Origin of the sequence: Robertmurraya sp. FSL W8-0741 (genome assembly GCF_038004005.1) — a bacterium.
GTDB classification, from domain to species: Bacteria; Bacillota; Bacilli; order Bacillales; family Cytobacillaceae; genus Robertmurraya; species Robertmurraya siralis.
The window spans coordinates 602994-621051 of record NZ_JBBOQG010000001.1 but is presented as its reverse complement, the minus strand read 5'-3'; the positions used below and the strand labels follow the sequence as shown (position 1 = coordinate 621051).

Below are 18058 nucleotides of genomic sequence, written 5' to 3'. Positions count from 1 at the left end.
TTCACCCGCTGGCTTTAGTGAGCTCCTCTAAAGAAAAGATTTTTTCCCCTCCAGAATATGTTTCCAAAACCTTTATTTCATCTATCTCTTCGGGATGAACAGTCAAAATATCCTTATCCAACACAATGAAATCAGCAAAATAACCAGGCTTTAATTGCCCTATCTTCGGAACACGAATAATTTGTTGAGCATATTTCGTATACAAAAGGACAGCTTCTTCTATCGTAACTCTTTCATTTCGGTTAAATTCCAATCCAGTGTAGGTTTTTCTTGTAACAGCAGATTTAATCCCAATGAATGGATCAGAAGGATCTGGCCACGAAGTAGCCGGTGCATCTGATGAAAATGAAAAGATCACTCCATGTTCTAACATTGTTTTAAAAGGGTAAGACTTTTCAACCCTACTAACTCCTAGATTATTCAAATAACTATCATATTCAGCGAAAAGAAAGATAGGTTGAGTAACAAATCCTATACCTGCATTTTGCGCCTTTTTTAATGTCTCAATTGTCGGAAAAGATCCGTGCTCAATTCTTATAGAAGGAGCATCCTGAATCCACATTTCTTGATTGGCAAATGTATCTACAATAAGTTTAATTGCCTTTTCCCCCATCGCATGTACGACCAATTGAATTCCTTGTTTTTTGGCAAAATCAGCCGCTTGTAAAAGTTCCTCTTCGGTAGTAATGGCTAAACCAGTATTATTCCCATCACCTAAATATGGTTGCTCTACCCATGCTGTTTTTCCAGAAATACTTCCATCTGCGAATAATTTAACACCACCAATATGGATGGGCTCAAGAGAATCCAATTGGGTCTTAGGAAGTGTTGTTACATGTTGTAAATCCTCCCAAATATAATAAAGAACCGTTCTTTGTTTATATCCGAGGCTTGTCGCTGTTTTGTATAAATCATAATAATCAATTGGAGAGTTTTTGGACATCATATCGGTAACCGTCGTTATCCCTTGTGAGGATAGCTTACAGCTTAACTTCGTAAGTAATTGTGCATTTTCTGCAAGCGTTAAGTCAGAAATAATATCATAAAATAGATACCTTGCTTTTTCCCTTAATATTCCGTTTATTTCTCCTCTAGCATCAACATCAATTTGCCCTCCTATAGGGGATGTTGTATACCTATCAATCCCAGCAAGCTTTAAGGCAAAACTATTCACAATAATTATATGTGAGCAGGCTCTAGTAATAATAACTGGTATATCTGGTGCGACCCTATCTAAATCCCAACGGGTAATCTCTCTTTGTTCTCTTAATTTTGCTTCATCAAATCCCCACCCTCGAATCCATTCATCTTTTTTATTCTCTTTTATAACCTCATATTTCTTTCTTATTTCATATAGTAATTGTTCAATTGAATTGATGAGCGGAGGACCACAATAAATTTGCTGCTCTACCTCTGCCAATAATAATGGATGCATATGAGCATCTATAAAGCCAGGAAGCACTCTTCTCCCTTGAAGGTCTATCAACTTCTTTCCCTCTTTTTTAACATCACGCTGATTTCCAACCCATACTATTTTTCCTGATTTTACGACCATTGCGCTTGCATAAAGCTGTTCTGTATTTGAGGTAAAAATTTGACCATTATAGTAAAGCTCCTCCACCATTCTCATCCTCCTAAGGAAAGATAGGAATCACTATTCCATGTTAGTAGTGTTATAGATTCATCAGCAAGTTTCCATGATTTTCCCTTTCTTGCCTTGTTTCCTAAAAAGCAAGAAAGGTCGTTATCATTTCCCTTATTTATTTTTGTTTATATGGCTTGCAACAATCAGGCCACTCTCAACTTGAATGCGAACAAGCCTCTGAATGGAGATAACCGAATAATTCAATTCATTTTCAAGTTCTTTACAATACTCCTCTAACCACTTTGCCCCCTGTCTAAGATTTTTTTTTAGTTTTTCAATTGCTTCGAGATCTATATTTTCTTCTTTCTCAAGCTGAGCAATTTCGTAATCATACGTACGAACGGATAAACCTAGTGACAACCCATTATAAAATTTCGCTGTGTAAAGATTATCAAAAATCTGAGCTATCTTTGCAGGCTGTTCAAATTCTAAACTACTTGATGCCCAATTCTTTTTTGCTTCACTACTCTCTTCTTGATGGACAATGATTTGATCAACCAGTTTTACAAAAGGATTCCTATCTGTCAAATATGGACGCACTTCACTTAAATATTCCTTTAATTGAGCGTAGTGATTTTTATTCATTTCGATATTCTTTAAGAGCGCCTCTTTACGGGTGATATCACCTTCACTCAAATTTTGCACACGTTCGTCAAAAAAGTATGGCAACTCCGTGAGCAAAGTAACACAATCAGCTTTTGTTGATGCATAGTCAGCACTTGAAGTCCCAGAATGAATAGTCGGGGCCTTGCCTGTGAACTTTTCCGTATAATCGTATGACTGTGCAACACCCATAATTTGAAATACGGCTGGTGAGAATTCTTTAATATAAGGTGCTTCTGGTTCTCCTAAACTCAGCGCGACACCCTGTTTAATCGCCGAGTTACGTAAATCCTCATAAATTTCCGGAATATCTTTAGAAATATACCAGTAAGCTCCTCCAAACCCAGCGTTATGCAATGAATACATAAACTCAGGTTTTATTTCATCTATGATATTCATAAGGGCTTGCGTTTCCGGAAGTGGGTCATGAAAATGCAATTCTTTATAATCTACCGGAAATGTCCATTCCACTTGTTCAAACCCGACAGGTCTAAAAAAATGTTTAGTATAGTTATAAATATTAAACGGCCCCTTAAACCACCCTTCATTCAGTCTCGCACCATCGGGATCAATACATTTGATAATATACCAAGTAAACCCAAGTGCCTCCCGTAGGTTGTCGTCCTCTGCCAAAGCACGGGAAAAATATTCCATAGTCATAGCACCAATCGGCTCATTGGGGTGAGGACAAGCAAAGCATAAAGCATTTTTCTTTCCGTTCCCTATTTTAATGCATTCTATAGAGTGTCCATTTCGAGATTTTCCTGCTTCAAATACCGTAACAATATCGGGGAATTCTTCAGCCAATTGTCTTGTACTTTCATCCATTTCGTCTACCGTTAAGAAAACTTTATAATCTGGCACCCTATCAACAACAGATTGAATATTTATCGTGTTATTCATCAAACAAATCCCCTTTATCTACTTTATTTTATTTTTCAATCTTGACATAGTTGTATTCAGAGAACCCAGTGGATTGAATCGCTTCATCAGAAGACGGATCCCCTTTTACATATGAATGCACTGGAGAATAACCCACCCACTCAGATATTGGATAAATTGGTAAATCCTCTGCCAAAATACGCTGAATATCTTGATAGATAGGTGCTCTCTCCTCCTCTGTCACCAATTGGGCTCCTTTGACAAGAAGCTCGTCTAATTCAGTGTTTTTATATAGAGATAAATTGTTGGAGCCTTCCGAGCTTATTCTCGGAGATATTGAGCCTACATCAGGTCCTTGATAGCCACCTAACATACTCATTTCAAAATCTGCATTATCTTTTACTTTTTGCTGCCATGTCGCATATTCTAAAATATTTAATTCTACATTGATACCTACTTGTCTAAGTTGATCTTTTATAACTGTTCCCATATCCGCATTCGAACCTGATTCAAACACGTCAAAAGTTATGTTCAAATAATTTCCATTTTTGTCTGGAGTATATCCGGCCTGCTCTAATAACTCTTTTGCCTTTTCTGGATTATATTCTGGAATTTTATATTCATTTGTTATTGCCCAATTATAAACAGGTGATAAGAAGTGCTCTGCCACTTGACCATCGCCTTTTTGGGCTTTTGACACAATTTCCACGTTATTTAACGCATAGGCTATTGCTTGACGAACCTCCAATTGATTAAATGGCTCCTTTTCAAAATTAAACACTAAGTATTGTCGAGAAGGCCATACCTTAGATTCCCCTTCAATATTAGGATCATTTTTCATTTTCTCAATTTCAGAACTTGGAGGGGAACCTCCAAATATATCTACCTCACCATTATAAAAAGCCTGTACCAATGTATTTGGATCAGGGATAATCGAAAAAACTAACCTATCTACATAAGGTACTTGCCCAAAATATTCATTATTTCGCTCTAAAGTAACATTCACACTTGTTGTGTACTCAGAAAACTTAAATGGTCCGGTCCCGATCGGTTCAATATTTGTCCCAGAATCCCAATTTTCTCCACTATAGACATGCTCAGGCAGAATAAAAGTGGCATACCAAGCTAGATACCCTAAAAATGTAGCATCTGGATTAGATAATTTTATTACGACCGTATTGTCATCTGGAGTACTAACCTCTTCCATACTCTTTAAATTTGAAACTGCGTAGCCATTATTATTTTTAATTGAATCCAAGGTGAATTTAACATCAGCTGAAGTAAAGTCTTTTCCGTCATGCCATTTTACATTTTCATTTAGATGGAAGGTAATTTCAGTTCCATCATCATTGAACTCCCATCTTTCTGCTAAATCCGGAATGATTTCTTGGTTATTATTTAGTTTCACTAATCGGCTAAAAACATTCTGAGCGATTGGATATAGGAAGTCATCTGCTCGTGCATCTGGATTGAACGTTTGCGGGTCTCCAGCGAGACCGACAATTAATGTGTCGCCTCCACTCAAACCACTTTCAGAATCACCTTCGTTCCCTTGCGTTTCACTTACTCCACCACTACAACCAGCAATAATCCCAACAAAAAATACGAAGCTTATAAGTAGTAAAAGTCCCTTCTTCATTCATCAAAACTCCTTTTATCTGTATTTGGATGGAGAAACGCAATTTTATCACCTCTCTCCAGTTCCAACTGCTATTTTGAATTATTTTAAATATAATCTGATTTATTAAAGAAAGCTTGGCCCAACCTATTCATTGATATAAGGACAACTGACATAATGGCCATTACCAATATGTGTTGACTCTGGGTCTTCATGGTTACAAGATTCCCTGCTTTGATAACACCTTGGAGCAAACCTACAGCCTGGGCCAATATTAATTGGTGTGGGAGGTTCTCCCGCGATATGAATAATTTGTTGATTTTCAAAGGAGTCTAACTGAACGGAGTTGGAAATTAACGCACGTGTGTACGGATGCTGGGGATTATGCATGACCTCATCAGTAGGACCAGTCTCCACAATACGTCCTAAATACATTACTGCAACTCTATCGGAAATATATCGGGTCGTTGTAATATCATGACTGATAAATACCATAGCTGTATTTTCCTGTTTACATAAGTCTGCGAGCATGTTGATAATATCTGCTCTAATTGATACATCTAACATCGAAACTGGCTCATCAGCAACGACAAACATTGGTTCAAGCAGCATTGAACGCAGGATTGAAATACGTTGCAATTGTCCACCTGATAATTCATGTGGATATCGGTGCAAGTATTCTGTCGCCGGTTTTAGCCCTCCCTTTTCTAGCAAATCGATGCACATGGCAAGTCGTTCATTTTTGCTTTCACCGATATGATGTAATTTCATCGTACTGATAAGAACCTTAGCAATTGTATATCTAGGATCAAAAGTATCAAATGGGTTTTGGAAAATCATTTGAGCTGTTCTTCGAAATGCCAGAGGGTCTTGTTTAAATAGATTTTGAGAAGGAACTCCATTAATGCTTATTGAACCTGACGTCGGCTCCTCCAGTTTTACTAAAATTCTCCCTAAAGTCGATTTACCACAGCCGCTTTCGCCAATAACGCCTAAAATCTCTCCTTTATTTAATGAGAAACTTACACCATCAACCGATTTGATATCCTGATTTCTTTGTCTTTTTCCTCTTTGCTTGTAATACTTGTATATATTTTCTACGGAAATAGCTTTTTCTTCAGCTGTGATTAACGTTTGCATGTTCCATACCTCCCACAAGGTGGCAAGCCACTCGATGATTACCAGATAAAAGCTCTTCAGTTGGTTTTACTTGATAGCAAATGTCTGTTGCAAATTCACAACGACTAGCAAATATGCAGCCTTGAACAGGAACACTTAAATCTGGTAAAGCTCCTGCAATCCCTCGTATGTTTTTCTTTTCTCCTTTAAAAGTAGGAATAGACTTTAGAAGGCCTTGTGTATAGGGATGTAAAGGATTAACTAAAACGTCTTTTACGTACCCAAACTCCAATATATTCCCTGCATACATAACTGCTACTTTCTTACAAGCTGAAGCTACCACTGACATATCATGCGTGATCATAATGCGAGTTAGGTTCAGCTCCTTTTCAAGCTCTTTTATCTCAGATAAAATTTGACCTTGAGTTACCACATCTAATGCCGTTGTTGCTTCATCTAAAATTAGCAATTTAGGATTGTGCATTAAGCTCAGTGCAATTGATACTCTCTGCATCATCCCTCCTGACAGTTCATGAGGATAAAGATCATATACTCGTGACGGTAGATTCACCATTTCTAGTAATGAAATTATCTTCTCTTTAAGCTTTTTTTTGGAAATCTTGCTTTCATGTATTCTATAAATATCAGACATCTGAGTTCCGATTTTATGGACTGGGCTGAGAGCATTCATTGATTTCTGAAACACAACAGCCAAATCCCTCCATCTTATCTTCCTTATTTGTTCGTCTGTACATTGAAATAAATGTTTCCCGTCTAAAATAACTTCCCCTTCTATTCTGGCAATTCTTTTTGGTAATAATTGCAATATTGCCATTGCTAAAGTAGATTTACCTGATCCCGACTCCCCCACAATACCTATGGAATCCTGTTCCTCAACAGAAAGTGAAATATTGTGAACAGCTCTTGTAATCTTATCTTTTGTATGGAAGGTTACTGTGAGGTTTTTAATTTCTAAAATGGACATATTGCTCACCACCTAATTTTGATCATGAAGCTTGGGACTAAGCACTCGATTAAGCCCGTCGCCAATTAAATAAAATGAAAGTACAGTGAGTACAACGACGATTCCTGCAAAAGTCGATATCCACCAAGCAGATGTCATATATTCACGGCCGTTATAAATAATTTGTCCCCAGCTGACTACATTGGGGTCTCCAAGCCCTAAAAAGCTGAGACTTGCCTCCGTAAGAATTGCTCCAGAAATGATCATGGTTGTATTAGCAATAATGGGAAATATTCCATTCGGAATAATATGTTTTAATAGAATTTTCCATTTCTTTTCTCCAATAGAATAGGCCCCCATAATGAATGTCCTTTCTCTTAATGACATAGCCTGCGCTCTCATAAGACGTGCATTACCAACCCAGCTTGTTAAGCCGATAATAAGCATGACGTTTATGAGACTGCTTCCAAACAGTGCAACAACGATCAAAATCAGGAAAAAAGTCGGCATCATCAAAAATATATTGTTTATTTCCGTTAGCAGTCTATCTAGTTTTCCTCCGAAAAAACCAGCTATACCGCCTAGCAATGTTCCAATAACCCCTGAAATGAGCGCAGCCACAATTCCGATCATTAACGAAGTGCGAGTTCCATAAATTATCATGCTAAACACATCACGCCCTAGTCCATCTGTACCAAGGTAATGGGTTGAACTTGGTGCGGCTATCATCTCATCCCCCAATGAATATGGATCATGCGTTGCGAAAACAGGAGCAAATATTGAAACAATTAATAATAGAACTAATAGAATAACCCCTACTTTTAGTTGTTTAATGTCATTAATTTTGTTTATGGACTTTTTGAAAATATTTTGATTATTCCTCTTGATCTCCAAATATACCACCTCACTTACTGTATCTTATTCTAGGGTCAATAAAAGCATATAGAACATCAACTACAATCATCGTCACAGCCACCGATATTGAAAGCACGAGATAAATTCCCATCAATAGCGGATAATCTCTTCGCGAAATTGCATTCAGCATGAAACTTCCCATCCCTGGCCATGAGAATACAATTTCAATAATAGCTACCCCAGTAATCATGTATGCAATCGTAATTCCAAAAACAGTAATGGTCGGTAAAATTGAATTTTTCAATACGTATTTATTGAATATTCTGCCTTCACTCATTCCAGTTGCTCTAAGAGTTGTTACAAAATCCTCTGACATAACCTGAATAACAGAAGAACGAGTGATTCTAAAGAAGTATGGAATACTAAGCAATGTTAGTGTAGTGGCAGGAAGAAACATATGGTGCAAAACATCTATGTAGTATGCGATTCCCGAATGATTTGCACGTAAATCAACCATCCCTGAAGTTGGAAAAATTCCCAACCAAGAGGCGAATAGTAAAATAAACATCATTCCCAACCAAAAACTCGGCATGGAATCGAATAGATAAGATAAACCAGAAAGGAAGTTGTCCAATTTTGAACCGGGTCGTCGGGCACAATATATACCTAATAAGGTACCTATTAGCAAAGCCAATATCGCTGTTGTAAGCGTGAGCATAAGGGTAGGACCTATCCTTTCCCCAATCATTTCACTTACAGGACGCCCGCTCAAAATAGACTCTCCTAAATCTCCATCGGCAAGTGTTCGAAGATATGTTAGAAATTGAACACCCACAGAATCATTTAAACCGTATTTCTCTCTTAATGCCTCTTCCATCTCTGGTGAAGGACTATCTTGCCCTGACAAAATACTGATAGGATCTCCTGGAGCGAGCTGTATCAGCATAAAGTTAAGGAAAATAGCAACAAAAATAATTAGTATTCCTGTAAAGCTCCTACGAATAATAAAACTCCCCACACCATTACCCCCTTTAGCCAATTCAGATAAGAAATGTACTTATTTTTCCGTTGTACGGAAAGTGTTTCCATTTTTATAGCAAATTTTTTATCCACCCAATCGAGCAGATATTTCATCAGCACATCGAATTACAGCATTGCTTAATTCGGCTACTCTTTTTTCACTTAAATCATGACTAAGAAGTCCAATACTAATGGCCCCTGCCACTTGATTATCGAACTCTTTTATTACAGCAGCGATTGAGACGGTTCCCTCTGTTTTCTCTGCAACACTAATACTATATCCTGCACTCCTTATTTGTTTTAAGGCTTCTAAAAATTCCCTTCTCTCCTCTTTAGTCTGCAATAATTTAGTTAGTATCTCTTCTACCTTAGAGGAAGCCATATGTGCCAGCATTACTTTATTGGGAGCACCAATATTCATTGGAATGCGTTCTCCAAGGTTTTCAACAATCCGCACCTTCATAGGACTATCAATTCGTTCAATTGGAAAAGAAAAATAATCATCTGGGATACTAAGATAAACGCTTTCTTTAACTTCATAAGAAAGCCTCTCCATAATCGGCCTTGCAATTGTTCTTAAATCCATTTTTTCTAGTTGCAGCAAGCCTATTTCTAACCACCTTGGTCCGATTAAATATCTTTTAGTATCAATTGATTGCGTGATTAGTTTATGCTCTATTAAAGTACCAATCAGCCTGTGCGTCGTACTTAATGGCAATTTCAAATTCTCCGCAATTTCGCTAATTTGCCAACCTTTTTTGCTATTGTCAGAGAGTAAAAGATAAACAATTTCTAATGCTCGGTTTACCGATCTTGTCATTTTTAACCACCATATCAGTTTCTTGTATTTTTAAAATATTTCAAATTTTATAAAATAATATCATTAAAAATCTTTGAAATCAATTAAAAATTTTCTAATAATTCAAAAATATTCATGACTTGGAGTTCGGCTTATTAAGTAATCTCCTACAACTTCCCTATTAATAAAATCTCTTACTTAATAACATAACTCTATTAATTACAATCATTCTATTTCAATTAAGTTCATCTGTCTTACAATTTGTCAGGTCATCTGACACAGTTTTTTGGAGCTTTACCATCTCCATTACGCTTGAGCTTTATTTTTGAAATGATTTTCATTTATAAAAAAAACGAATAATAACAAGCTGTTTGACAGTCGCTTGCTTTATTCGCATTTCCCCTTAACCAAATTATCTAAGCAGTGGGAGCCCGGGCGTGATGAACACTCATCGAGACTTAGGTAAATATTATTTCAAGATAATGTTCATCTTTATTTTCCAAAGGAAAAGCAGCGTTCCCTTAATCGAGCTTCTTGCACTGAAGTTTATGCTATTTATGATGTCTCCATTTCTTCAGCTGCCTAATGTTCCTACATTAATTTATTGTTATAAACTGCACAGAACTTACACCAATCAGTAATAATGATATGCTTTTGTTTTATATCGATTAAGCCCTCTTTTCTTAGCTTTGAAAAAACGCGACTTACACTTTCTCTTGATGTGCCTATCAGAGTGGAAAATTCCTGAATTGTTAACGGAAGCTCAATGTACATTCGATTACATCGATTGGCCCCAAATTTCTCTGCTAATCGCTCGAGCATTTTCATCGTTTTCGTGTAAACATCAAGAAGGGCAATGTCTCTCATTATCGACGTAAGATCCCGGAGAGTCTCACCCATATATCGAATCATTTGGACTGCCAACTCTGGATTTAATAATAATTCTTGTTCAAAATCCTCTGTGCTAAGAAAATAGATTTCACCAGGCTTAATCATCGTTCCTGTTGCTGGATAGGTGAGATCGCCATAATTAAATAAGCATGCCTCAGCAAAAATATCCCCTTTTTTCTTCATACAAACAATAAGTTCGTTCCCTTGTTCATTTTGTTTTGTAAGCTTCACCATACCTGAATGGACGAAAAATACTCCCCTAGCTCTTTCATATTCAGATATTATTTTATCACCCTTATTAAATGACATCTTCTTGATTCGCTTATCAATTATTTGCAAAGACTGTGGCGGCAGATCTTTAAATACCTCTACTTTACTTAAAAACTCATGAATGGCGGAAACCTCCATGCTCTGATTTTCCATCTCAAATCCCCCTTTCAGATTTACTCCTATTCTAGAGAATCCAATTCAACAAGAATGTGTAAAATATCACATTTTTTCTCTTATTTCCCGTGATATTAAAGATCTTTCATTGGAGTTTCACAAAACCTTCACAAAGAGACTTCTTTCATGTGAAGTGAATCACACCTGACAATATCCCTAACAGCTAGGATGAATTTGTGATGAAATACTACTTTGCAAAGGGGGAGAACTTTTGAAGACATCCATTATTCACTTTGTCATAAGCGCCATCATCGGCCTTGGCCTAGGTTATCTTGTGTTTGATGTAATCTTAGACAGCGGTGGTAAAGATACTGAGATAACACAAGAACAAACTGCTGATCAGACTGCTACTGTAAACGAGGAGGACCATGAAACCAAAACATCCGATGTTGAAAACGTTTCCAATGAGGAGAGCATTCTTCAAGCAAAAGGCTGCATTGGCTGCCACGCTGTGGAAGGGCTGAAGCTTCAAGGTGGAGCAACCGGTCCGGACTTGTCCAAAGCCTATAATGAAGTTGAAGGTAAGCATGGTAAGCCGCTTCAAGAATTTTTAAAAGAGCCAACCTCTGCCGTCATGTCATCCGTGATCGGCGGGAATCCTTTATCTGCTGAAGAAATTGACCAAATTGTCAAGGAGTTAAAAAAAGCGGCAGAACAATAATTTTTGACATTCTGTAATTATCTGTACCTTAATCAAAAAAATGCTTTATAGAACGAATTTCATTTTTGATGAAAACAGCGCACCGAAACGACTCATAAAAAGGAAGGTGTTTTACCATGAAGAAATGGATACCTGCTGCATCCGGGCTAGCCGCCGGTTTCTTAGCGGCAACGGTATTTTTCGCTGACTTCTCAACTGGTCCCAGCGGCTCCGCAACCTCTGACTCAGCTAATAAAACGAATGCAGAGAAGGTCTATGTCCCATTTGGGGAAAAAGACGAATACTATTTATTTGCGTCCGGTGGACATTCTGGGCAAATGTTCATTTACGGAGTTCCATCCATGCGCCACATCCGCACAGTCCCGGTTTTTTCACCAGATTCTGCGACTGGATACGGTTTTGATAACCACACGAAAGAGTTAATGGGAGATTATTCGTGGGGAGATCTCCATCATCCCGCTTTCTCAGAAACCGAGGGAGATTATGATGGAAAGTATATGTTCGCCACCGATGTCGCCAATAGTCGTGCTGCCGTCATGGATTTAAAAACGTTTACTGTAAAAGATATTATGAAAGTTCCGAATACCTCTGGCCCGCACTGTGCCGCTTTTGTCACGCAAAACACTGAGTATATGTTCCTTCCAACTCGTTTTTCTGTGCCGATTGGAAGTGAATATGCAGACCTTGATAACTATAGTGAACAATACCATGGTGTCATGTCTGCTGTAACATTTGATGAAGAGAAAGAAAAGCTGGATATTGCCTATCAAGTAGCCTTGCCACCATGGTCCTATGACTTATCTGACGCTGGTAAAAAGATGTCTGCCGATTGGGCAGTTATGACGACGTACAATACGGAAGAAGCAACAACAAACCTAGAAATTAATGCTTCTCAAGCAGATCGTGATTACATCGTATTGTTCAATTGGAAGGAGCTTGAACAGAAAATTGCCACTGGAGAATATGACGAAGTGACAGGCCAAAAAATGATCTTTCCTGAAAAGCATAAAGGTGGCATTTACCTAGTTCCTGTTGCGAAATCGCCTCATGGGGTAGACGTTACACCAGATGGGGAACACTTCATTGCTTCGGGTAAGCTTGCTCCAGCGATGACGGTTTTCTCCTTTGAAAAAGCTTTTGCAGCGATTGAAAACGGTGAATTTGACGGAGAACGTAACGGAATCCCTATTCTCAAATATGAATCTGTTATGGAACGAGAAGTTAATCCTGAAAACGCTCTTGGTCCGCTTCACACTCAATTTGATGATGAAGGGATGGCTTATACTACCATGTTTATTTCATCTGAAATTGTTAAATGGGATCCAGCTACAGGAGAAACATTAGATCGGGTTCCTGTTCAATATTCTCCGGGACACTCAGTTGCCGCTGAAGGAGATACTGTCGCGCCAGATGGTAAATATATTATTGCCCTTAACAAAATTGCAAAAGACAGCTATTTATCAGTAGGGCCATCACATCCAGAATCCATGCAGCTAATCGATTTAACAGGGGACAAAATGGAAGTGATCCAATCGGCACCTGTCAACCCTGAACCACATTATGCGCAAATGATTAAGGCGGATAAAATCAATACGATTACCGTATATGATAAGGACGAAAGCAATCCAAATGCTATTTATAACCAAGAAGATGCAAAAATCGTCCGTAAAGGCAATGAAGTTCACGTCTATGGGATCGCCATGCGTTCCAAATTTATCTTTGATGCCAACGCGAAACGGCCGGACGTGATTGAAGTAAATGAGGGAGATAAAGTCGTTATTCATCTCACAAATATAGACTTTGACCAGGATATCACGCATGGCTTCGCGATTAATCAATATGATTTCAATATGGAGGTTCAACCTGGACAAACAAATACGATTGAATTCACAGCAGATAAAGCAGGAACATATCCACTTTATTGTACGAATTTCTGCTCTGCCCTGCATCAAGAAATGTCAGGCTATTTCCTCGTAAAGCCGAAAAACTGAAAAAAACGATAATATTTGTTTAATTCCGTTTTTTAGTAAAATCTTTATGTTGGTAAAACGATTCTTGGCTCATTTCGTGTGAAGCATTGATTTCACTCGCCTTCACTTATACTGAAAAGTCAGGGAGAAAATGAGCCGATAACCAATACTGACATATAACAAAGCCTTAGACAAAGAAGGGGCAGCATTTAAACGTTCAGCGCCCCTTTTATAAAATGGGTAGTCACTAGAAAGAAGTGTTTGCAATGAAAGGAAAACAGCTTTCTCGATTCTCATCATTCTTAATGATTATCTCTGCCATATTAGTCATGTTAGCCCTGTTCTTCCCATGGTGGAGAATGGAATTTTTCGCTCCTCAATACCCCGAGGGACTGAATATTATTGTTTATCCTGATCACCTTGAAGGGGAACTGGAGCAAATTAACGGATTGAATCATTATATTGGCATGGCCCAATTCAATGAAGAAAGCTTCCCAGAATTAAATTATCTTCCTTATCTCATTGGCGGGCTTTCCATACTCGTACTACTTGGAGCCTTTATTCGTAAAAAAGCTTATTTAATAAGCCTTATTGCTAGTTTTCTTATTGGTGGTGCAATCGGTGTATGGGATTTATGGGCAGCACTTAAGGAGTATGGAACCAACTTAGATCCAATGGCTCCAATTGAAATGGAACCATTTGTCCCGCCGATCATTGGAGAAAATGTCGTCGCCAACTTTACAACCTATAGCCTGTTAGGAACGGGTGCTTATTTAGTCATTGCAGCCTTTATTTTGCTGCTGATTCCTTTATGGAAGGATCGAAAACAATGAAAAAGCTGACGTTCTTATTCTTCATCATGTCCATCATTCTCCTTGCTGCTCCGCATTCAAGCTTGGCGAAAGATGATCTGCAACAAATGATCGATGCCTTGCACAACGGAGACATACTGGAGCTAGAAGATAAGACGTACGAAGGAAATATTACCATCAATAAATCAATAGAATTAATTGGAAAAGAAGGAACCGTTATAAGTGGTGATGGAAGTGGAAATGTCATTTCTATCGAAGCACCTAATGTAAAGATTCGCAATATGACCGTGTTAGGCAGCAGCATGAATCGCAATAGCTCTGAGGAATACGCAGGAATTAAGGTTTACTCTAATCATAATGTGATTGATTCAGTAACGATTAAGCATTCCTTTCACGGTATTTATTTAAGTCAAGCCCATCATAATCTGATTGAGAATAGCCTCATTACAGGATTAGGCAAAGGGGAGATTGCCAATCAAGGAAACGGGCTTCATATCTATTACGCAAACGATAATATTCTACAAAACAACGTGGTCAAAGGTTCTAGAGATGGCATGTTCTTTGATTATGCCAACCGCAATGAAATTCTTTATAATTCCATAAGCGAAACACGCTATGGTCTGCACTATATGTATTCTGATGATAATTTTTTTGAAGGGAATACGTTTACGATGAATACCGGTGGCGCCGCCATTATGCATTCCAACGGAATTAAGCTTGAGCAAAATGAATTTATTTTTAACTATGGACATAAATCCTTCGGCCTCCTGTTATTATCGTCCAGAGACACAATCATTCAAGATAACACCTTTTTTCTCAATCAGAGAGGATTATATATCGATCAGGCAACAGGGAGTTTAGTAAAAAACAACCGAATTATTAAGAACCAAATCGGGATCGAAATATGGGCAAGTTCAAACGAGCAAATTTTTACCTTAAATGAAATTAATGAAAATACCATTCCTGTTGCCAGCCTTGGTGGGGAAGGAAGAAATAGCTGGAGTGAAAATGGCATTGGCAATAACTGGGGGCGCTCATTTCCTATGATCGATTTAGATCAAGACGGGATCGGTGATGAAGAGGTGCGCTATCAATCTTCACTCCATCAACTAATAGAAGATCAAGAACTAGTTTATCTCTTTTTACAAAGTCCTGCTATCGCTGTTTATGAGAAGCTGAATCAGTTTCTCCATAAAGAGAAAACGATGTTTACCGATCCTTATCCGCTCGTGACAAAGCATGAAAGGAAACAAGCGTCGCTCATTCTCATCGGGGTGCTAGCCATCTCATCCAACCTATATATTTATCGCCACTACAAAAAGAGACTATTATAAGGGAGACATCCACTATGCATTATATTTGGAAAGAATGGAAGGAAAACATAAAAGGAAAAGGGCTTTGGCTGGCCTTTGCGCTCATTGTTCTCGTTTCAGTTAGTTTATTGTTCCGTTCCTCTGCTCTTTCCTTTGATCAAGGATTCTATATTCACTTGATTAATTTATTTGATGCATTCGTCTATTTCATCCCGATATTATGCCTTTTTTTAGGGGCCTTTTCCCTATTTCAGGAAAAAGAACAAAAAACATTGATCATGCTCTTAACAAGGGGAGAGCACTTTACTGGCTTTCTATGTAAAAAAAGCGTGGCAATTCAATCAGTGTTATTAGGGCCGATTGCTCTATGGCTCTTTCTCTACTTGATTCCGTTAAAATTTTATTTTCAAATAGATGGCCCTGCCTACCTTGCATTCTTGTTCACTATCACAAGTCTTATTCTCGTCTTCACCCAGTTTGGAGTCTTCGTTGGGAGCATCAGCCGCTCCAGAATGCAAATTGTTGGCTTCGTGATCGCCATCTGGTTCTACTTTTTCTTCTTACACGATTTTCTCTTACTATCATGGTTAAGTAACGTTACCTATGATAATGTGAAACTCTTTTCTAGCTTTTATTTCCTAAACCCGTTGCAAGCCGCAAGAATTTACCTTGAATCAGCATTCGGCGTCTATTCCTTTGAGCATATGTCAAAGCTCCTTCAATCATTCATGTGGTTAAAGCCGTCTTTATTTTTAATCGGCAATGTTGTACTCGGACTACTGCTCTCGTTTGGAGCTGGAGTTGCTTTTAAACGAAAGGAGGGCTCACAATGATTGAAGTTGCCAATCTCTATCAATCGTTCGGAAAGAGAACAGTCCTTCAAGATATTCACTTAAAAATAGAAAAAAATGAAATATGTGCTCTCGTTGGTCGAAACGGGGCTGGGAAATCAACTTTTATTAATAGTCTTCTCGGAATTCTTCCTGTCAAAAAGGGGACAATCAAAATCAATGGCAAGGAAAAAAGAGATATAAGCAGCGAAATCGCTTATCTTCCAGAAAAATTTTTGCTTTATCCTTCTTTAACTGGACTGGACAATATGCGTTTTTTTGCCAGAAGCATTTCCCAGACCTACGATGAGAAACGAATGGAAGAGCTCTTACAATCCGTCAATCTTTGGGAGGAGCGTCATACGATTATCGAGGGGTATTCAAAGGGAATGCTGCAGCGACTTGGACTCGCAGTGACGCTCTATCAAGATTCACAAATCCTCGTCTTGGACGAACCGACAAGCGGTCTTGATCCAATTGGTAGAAAAGAAATTTTGGAAACGTTAAGGTCTTTGCAAAATAAAACGATTTTAGTATCTTCCCACCATTTAGATGAAATTAAACAGCTATGTTCACACGTCGCTTTTTTAGAAAATCAGCAAATCAGTAAATACACAGTTGCAGACTTTCTACTAACACAAAAATTAGGAGAGAATGGATCATGAAAAAATTTTTATTCGCCTTAGCCAGTTTGCTTTTCTTACTGACTGCCTGCAATAAAGATTCTGTCGCTGTCGAGGTCGAAAAGGATTTATATTATGAAAAAGATGCAGACTCCGAGCTTGTCATTAAAATTACTGATGACAATGAACCTGTTTCCGGCCTCAAGGTCAATGCCGTGCTCGCGATGAGTGACATGGACCATGGGCAGATAGAAGCAGACTTTAAAGAAATCGGAGAAGGTATTTATTCGTCAGAGGTCAAATTGCCGATGGCCGGAAAATGGGAGATTGTTTTCACGTTTGACCATAATGGGAAATCTGTTGAAAAAGTAATCACATACGATGTGAAAGAGCCAAGTGGAATCGCTAAAATCAACGGTGAATGGATTACAAATGAAGATCTAGAATTTTATCAGTTTATCAACGAACTGCACATTGCCATTAACCGCGAACAGGATAAAGCAAAGTATGAAGGCGACGAATTAGAAGAAGCGTTAGCTTATTGGGACGGGCAAGAGAAGCTAAATCAAGATCGAAATCAGCTACTAACCCAGATTATCCGCCTCCGTTCCATGGCTCTGCTTGCTCTTGAAAAAGGCCATGAGGCAACGCAAAAGGAAGTAACCGAGCAAGTCAAACAGGTACGCACTCAATATGAAGCAGTCCCCGTTGCCAAGAAAATGATTCAAGAATTTGGAGAAGAGAAATTCTGGAACAAAGAACAACAACAATATGAACTCATTGTTCTCTCGCAAAAGGTTCAAAACGATTTGATTGCTCAAGTACGAAAAGAAAATCCCGATGTCAACGAGCAGGAGATCCTTTATCTTGCCCAAAAACAATACGAAGAACTTCTTGTTTCTCAAGTTAATTCATTAACAATTGAACTGTTATAAATCCTGAGCTTAATCGGGATTTATTTTTTTGCAAAATGAGTGATTACTCACTTCACAAATCTCCTTTTATGCTT

The 18058-nt window shown here is 38.2% G+C and carries 16 protein-coding genes; 7 read left to right on the top strand and 9 right to left on the bottom strand.

Features of this window, described 5'->3' with window-relative positions:
* Position 1: 1 nt before the first annotated feature.
* The 9 genes from NST02_RS03055 to NST02_RS03015 form a co-directional block, all read right to left on the bottom strand.
* Positions 2-1624 carry an amidohydrolase gene (locus NST02_RS03055; RefSeq protein ID WP_340947958.1) on the bottom strand — a complete coding sequence of 541 codons (1623 nt, stop codon included), beginning with the start codon at positions 1622-1624 and terminating at the stop codon, positions 2-4.
* Positions 1625-1756: 132 nt separating this feature from the next.
* Positions 1757-3151 carry a M14 family zinc carboxypeptidase gene (locus NST02_RS03050; RefSeq protein ID WP_340947955.1) on the bottom strand — a complete coding sequence of 465 codons (1395 nt, stop codon included), beginning with the start codon at positions 3149-3151 and terminating at the stop codon, positions 1757-1759.
* Between the two features lie 28 nt (positions 3152-3179).
* Positions 3180-4769 carry an ABC transporter substrate-binding protein gene (locus NST02_RS03045; RefSeq protein ID WP_340947953.1) on the bottom strand — a complete coding sequence of 530 codons (1590 nt, stop codon included), beginning with the start codon at positions 4767-4769 and terminating at the stop codon, positions 3180-3182.
* A gap of 126 nt (positions 4770-4895) precedes the next feature.
* Entirely contained in the window at positions 4896-5888 is a 993-nt protein-coding gene (locus tag NST02_RS03040) for an oligopeptide/dipeptide ABC transporter ATP-binding protein (RefSeq protein WP_137743810.1), read from the bottom strand.
* Positions 5866-6852, bottom strand: coding sequence for an ABC transporter ATP-binding protein (locus NST02_RS03035; RefSeq protein WP_212934056.1), 987 nt, complete (start codon positions 6850-6852; stop codon positions 5866-5868). The genes NST02_RS03040 and NST02_RS03035 overlap by 23 nt, the downstream gene beginning before the upstream one ends.
* A 12-nt stretch (positions 6853-6864) precedes the next feature.
* Positions 6865-7725: an ABC transporter permease gene (locus NST02_RS03030; protein WP_212934057.1), complete on the bottom strand. Its 861-nt coding sequence runs from the start codon at positions 7723-7725 to the stop codon at positions 6865-6867.
* Positions 7726-7735: 10 nt separating this feature from the next.
* On the bottom strand, positions 7736-8704 hold the full coding sequence (locus NST02_RS03025; RefSeq protein ID WP_340947948.1) for an ABC transporter permease: 969 nt from the start codon (positions 8702-8704) through the stop codon (positions 7736-7738).
* 87 nt (positions 8705-8791) lie between these two features.
* Positions 8792-9526 carry an IclR family transcriptional regulator gene (locus NST02_RS03020; protein WP_095312505.1) on the bottom strand — a complete coding sequence of 245 codons (735 nt, stop codon included), beginning with the start codon at positions 9524-9526 and terminating at the stop codon, positions 8792-8794.
* Between the two features lie 570 nt (positions 9527-10096).
* On the bottom strand, positions 10097-10819 hold the full coding sequence (locus tag NST02_RS03015) for a Crp/Fnr family transcriptional regulator (protein ID WP_095312502.1): 723 nt from the start codon (positions 10817-10819) through the stop codon (positions 10097-10099).
* A gap of 232 nt (positions 10820-11051) precedes the next feature.
* On the opposite strand from NST02_RS03015, the gene NST02_RS03010 reads away from it, so the two are divergent.
* From NST02_RS03010 to NST02_RS02980, 7 genes are all read left to right on the top strand, one after another.
* On the top strand, positions 11052-11501 hold the full coding sequence (locus NST02_RS03010; RefSeq protein WP_137743807.1) for a c-type cytochrome: 450 nt from the start codon (positions 11052-11054) through the stop codon (positions 11499-11501).
* A 116-nt stretch (positions 11502-11617) separates the two neighbouring features.
* Entirely contained in the window at positions 11618-13492 is a 1875-nt protein-coding gene (gene nosZ / locus NST02_RS03005; RefSeq protein ID WP_095312496.1) for a Sec-dependent nitrous-oxide reductase, read from the top strand.
* 245 nt (positions 13493-13737) lie between these two features.
* A complete protein-coding gene (locus NST02_RS03000; protein WP_095312493.1) occupies positions 13738-14304 on the top strand; it encodes a hypothetical protein in 567 nt (188 codons plus the stop codon).
* Positions 14301-15617 (top strand): nitrous oxide reductase family maturation protein NosD, encoded by a 1317-nt coding sequence (nosD, locus tag NST02_RS02995; RefSeq protein WP_137743806.1) that lies wholly within the window; start codon positions 14301-14303, stop codon positions 15615-15617. Before NST02_RS03000 ends, nosD begins: the two co-directional genes overlap by 4 nt.
* Positions 15618-15631: 14 nt before the next feature.
* The gene (locus tag NST02_RS02990; RefSeq protein ID WP_095312487.1) at positions 15632-16429 is read left to right on the top strand and encodes an ABC transporter permease; all 798 of its coding nucleotides are present in this window, start codon (positions 15632-15634) and stop codon (positions 16427-16429) included.
* Complete coding sequence (locus NST02_RS02985) at positions 16426-17091, top strand: ABC transporter ATP-binding protein (RefSeq protein ID WP_137743805.1); 666 nt, start codon at positions 16426-16428, stop codon at positions 17089-17091. The genes NST02_RS02990 and NST02_RS02985 overlap by 4 nt, the downstream gene beginning before the upstream one ends.
* Positions 17088-17984: a FixH family protein gene (locus NST02_RS02980; protein WP_235879469.1), complete on the top strand. Its 897-nt coding sequence runs from the start codon at positions 17088-17090 to the stop codon at positions 17982-17984. The genes NST02_RS02985 and NST02_RS02980 overlap by 4 nt, the downstream gene beginning before the upstream one ends.
* Positions 17985-18058: the final 74 nt, after the last annotated feature.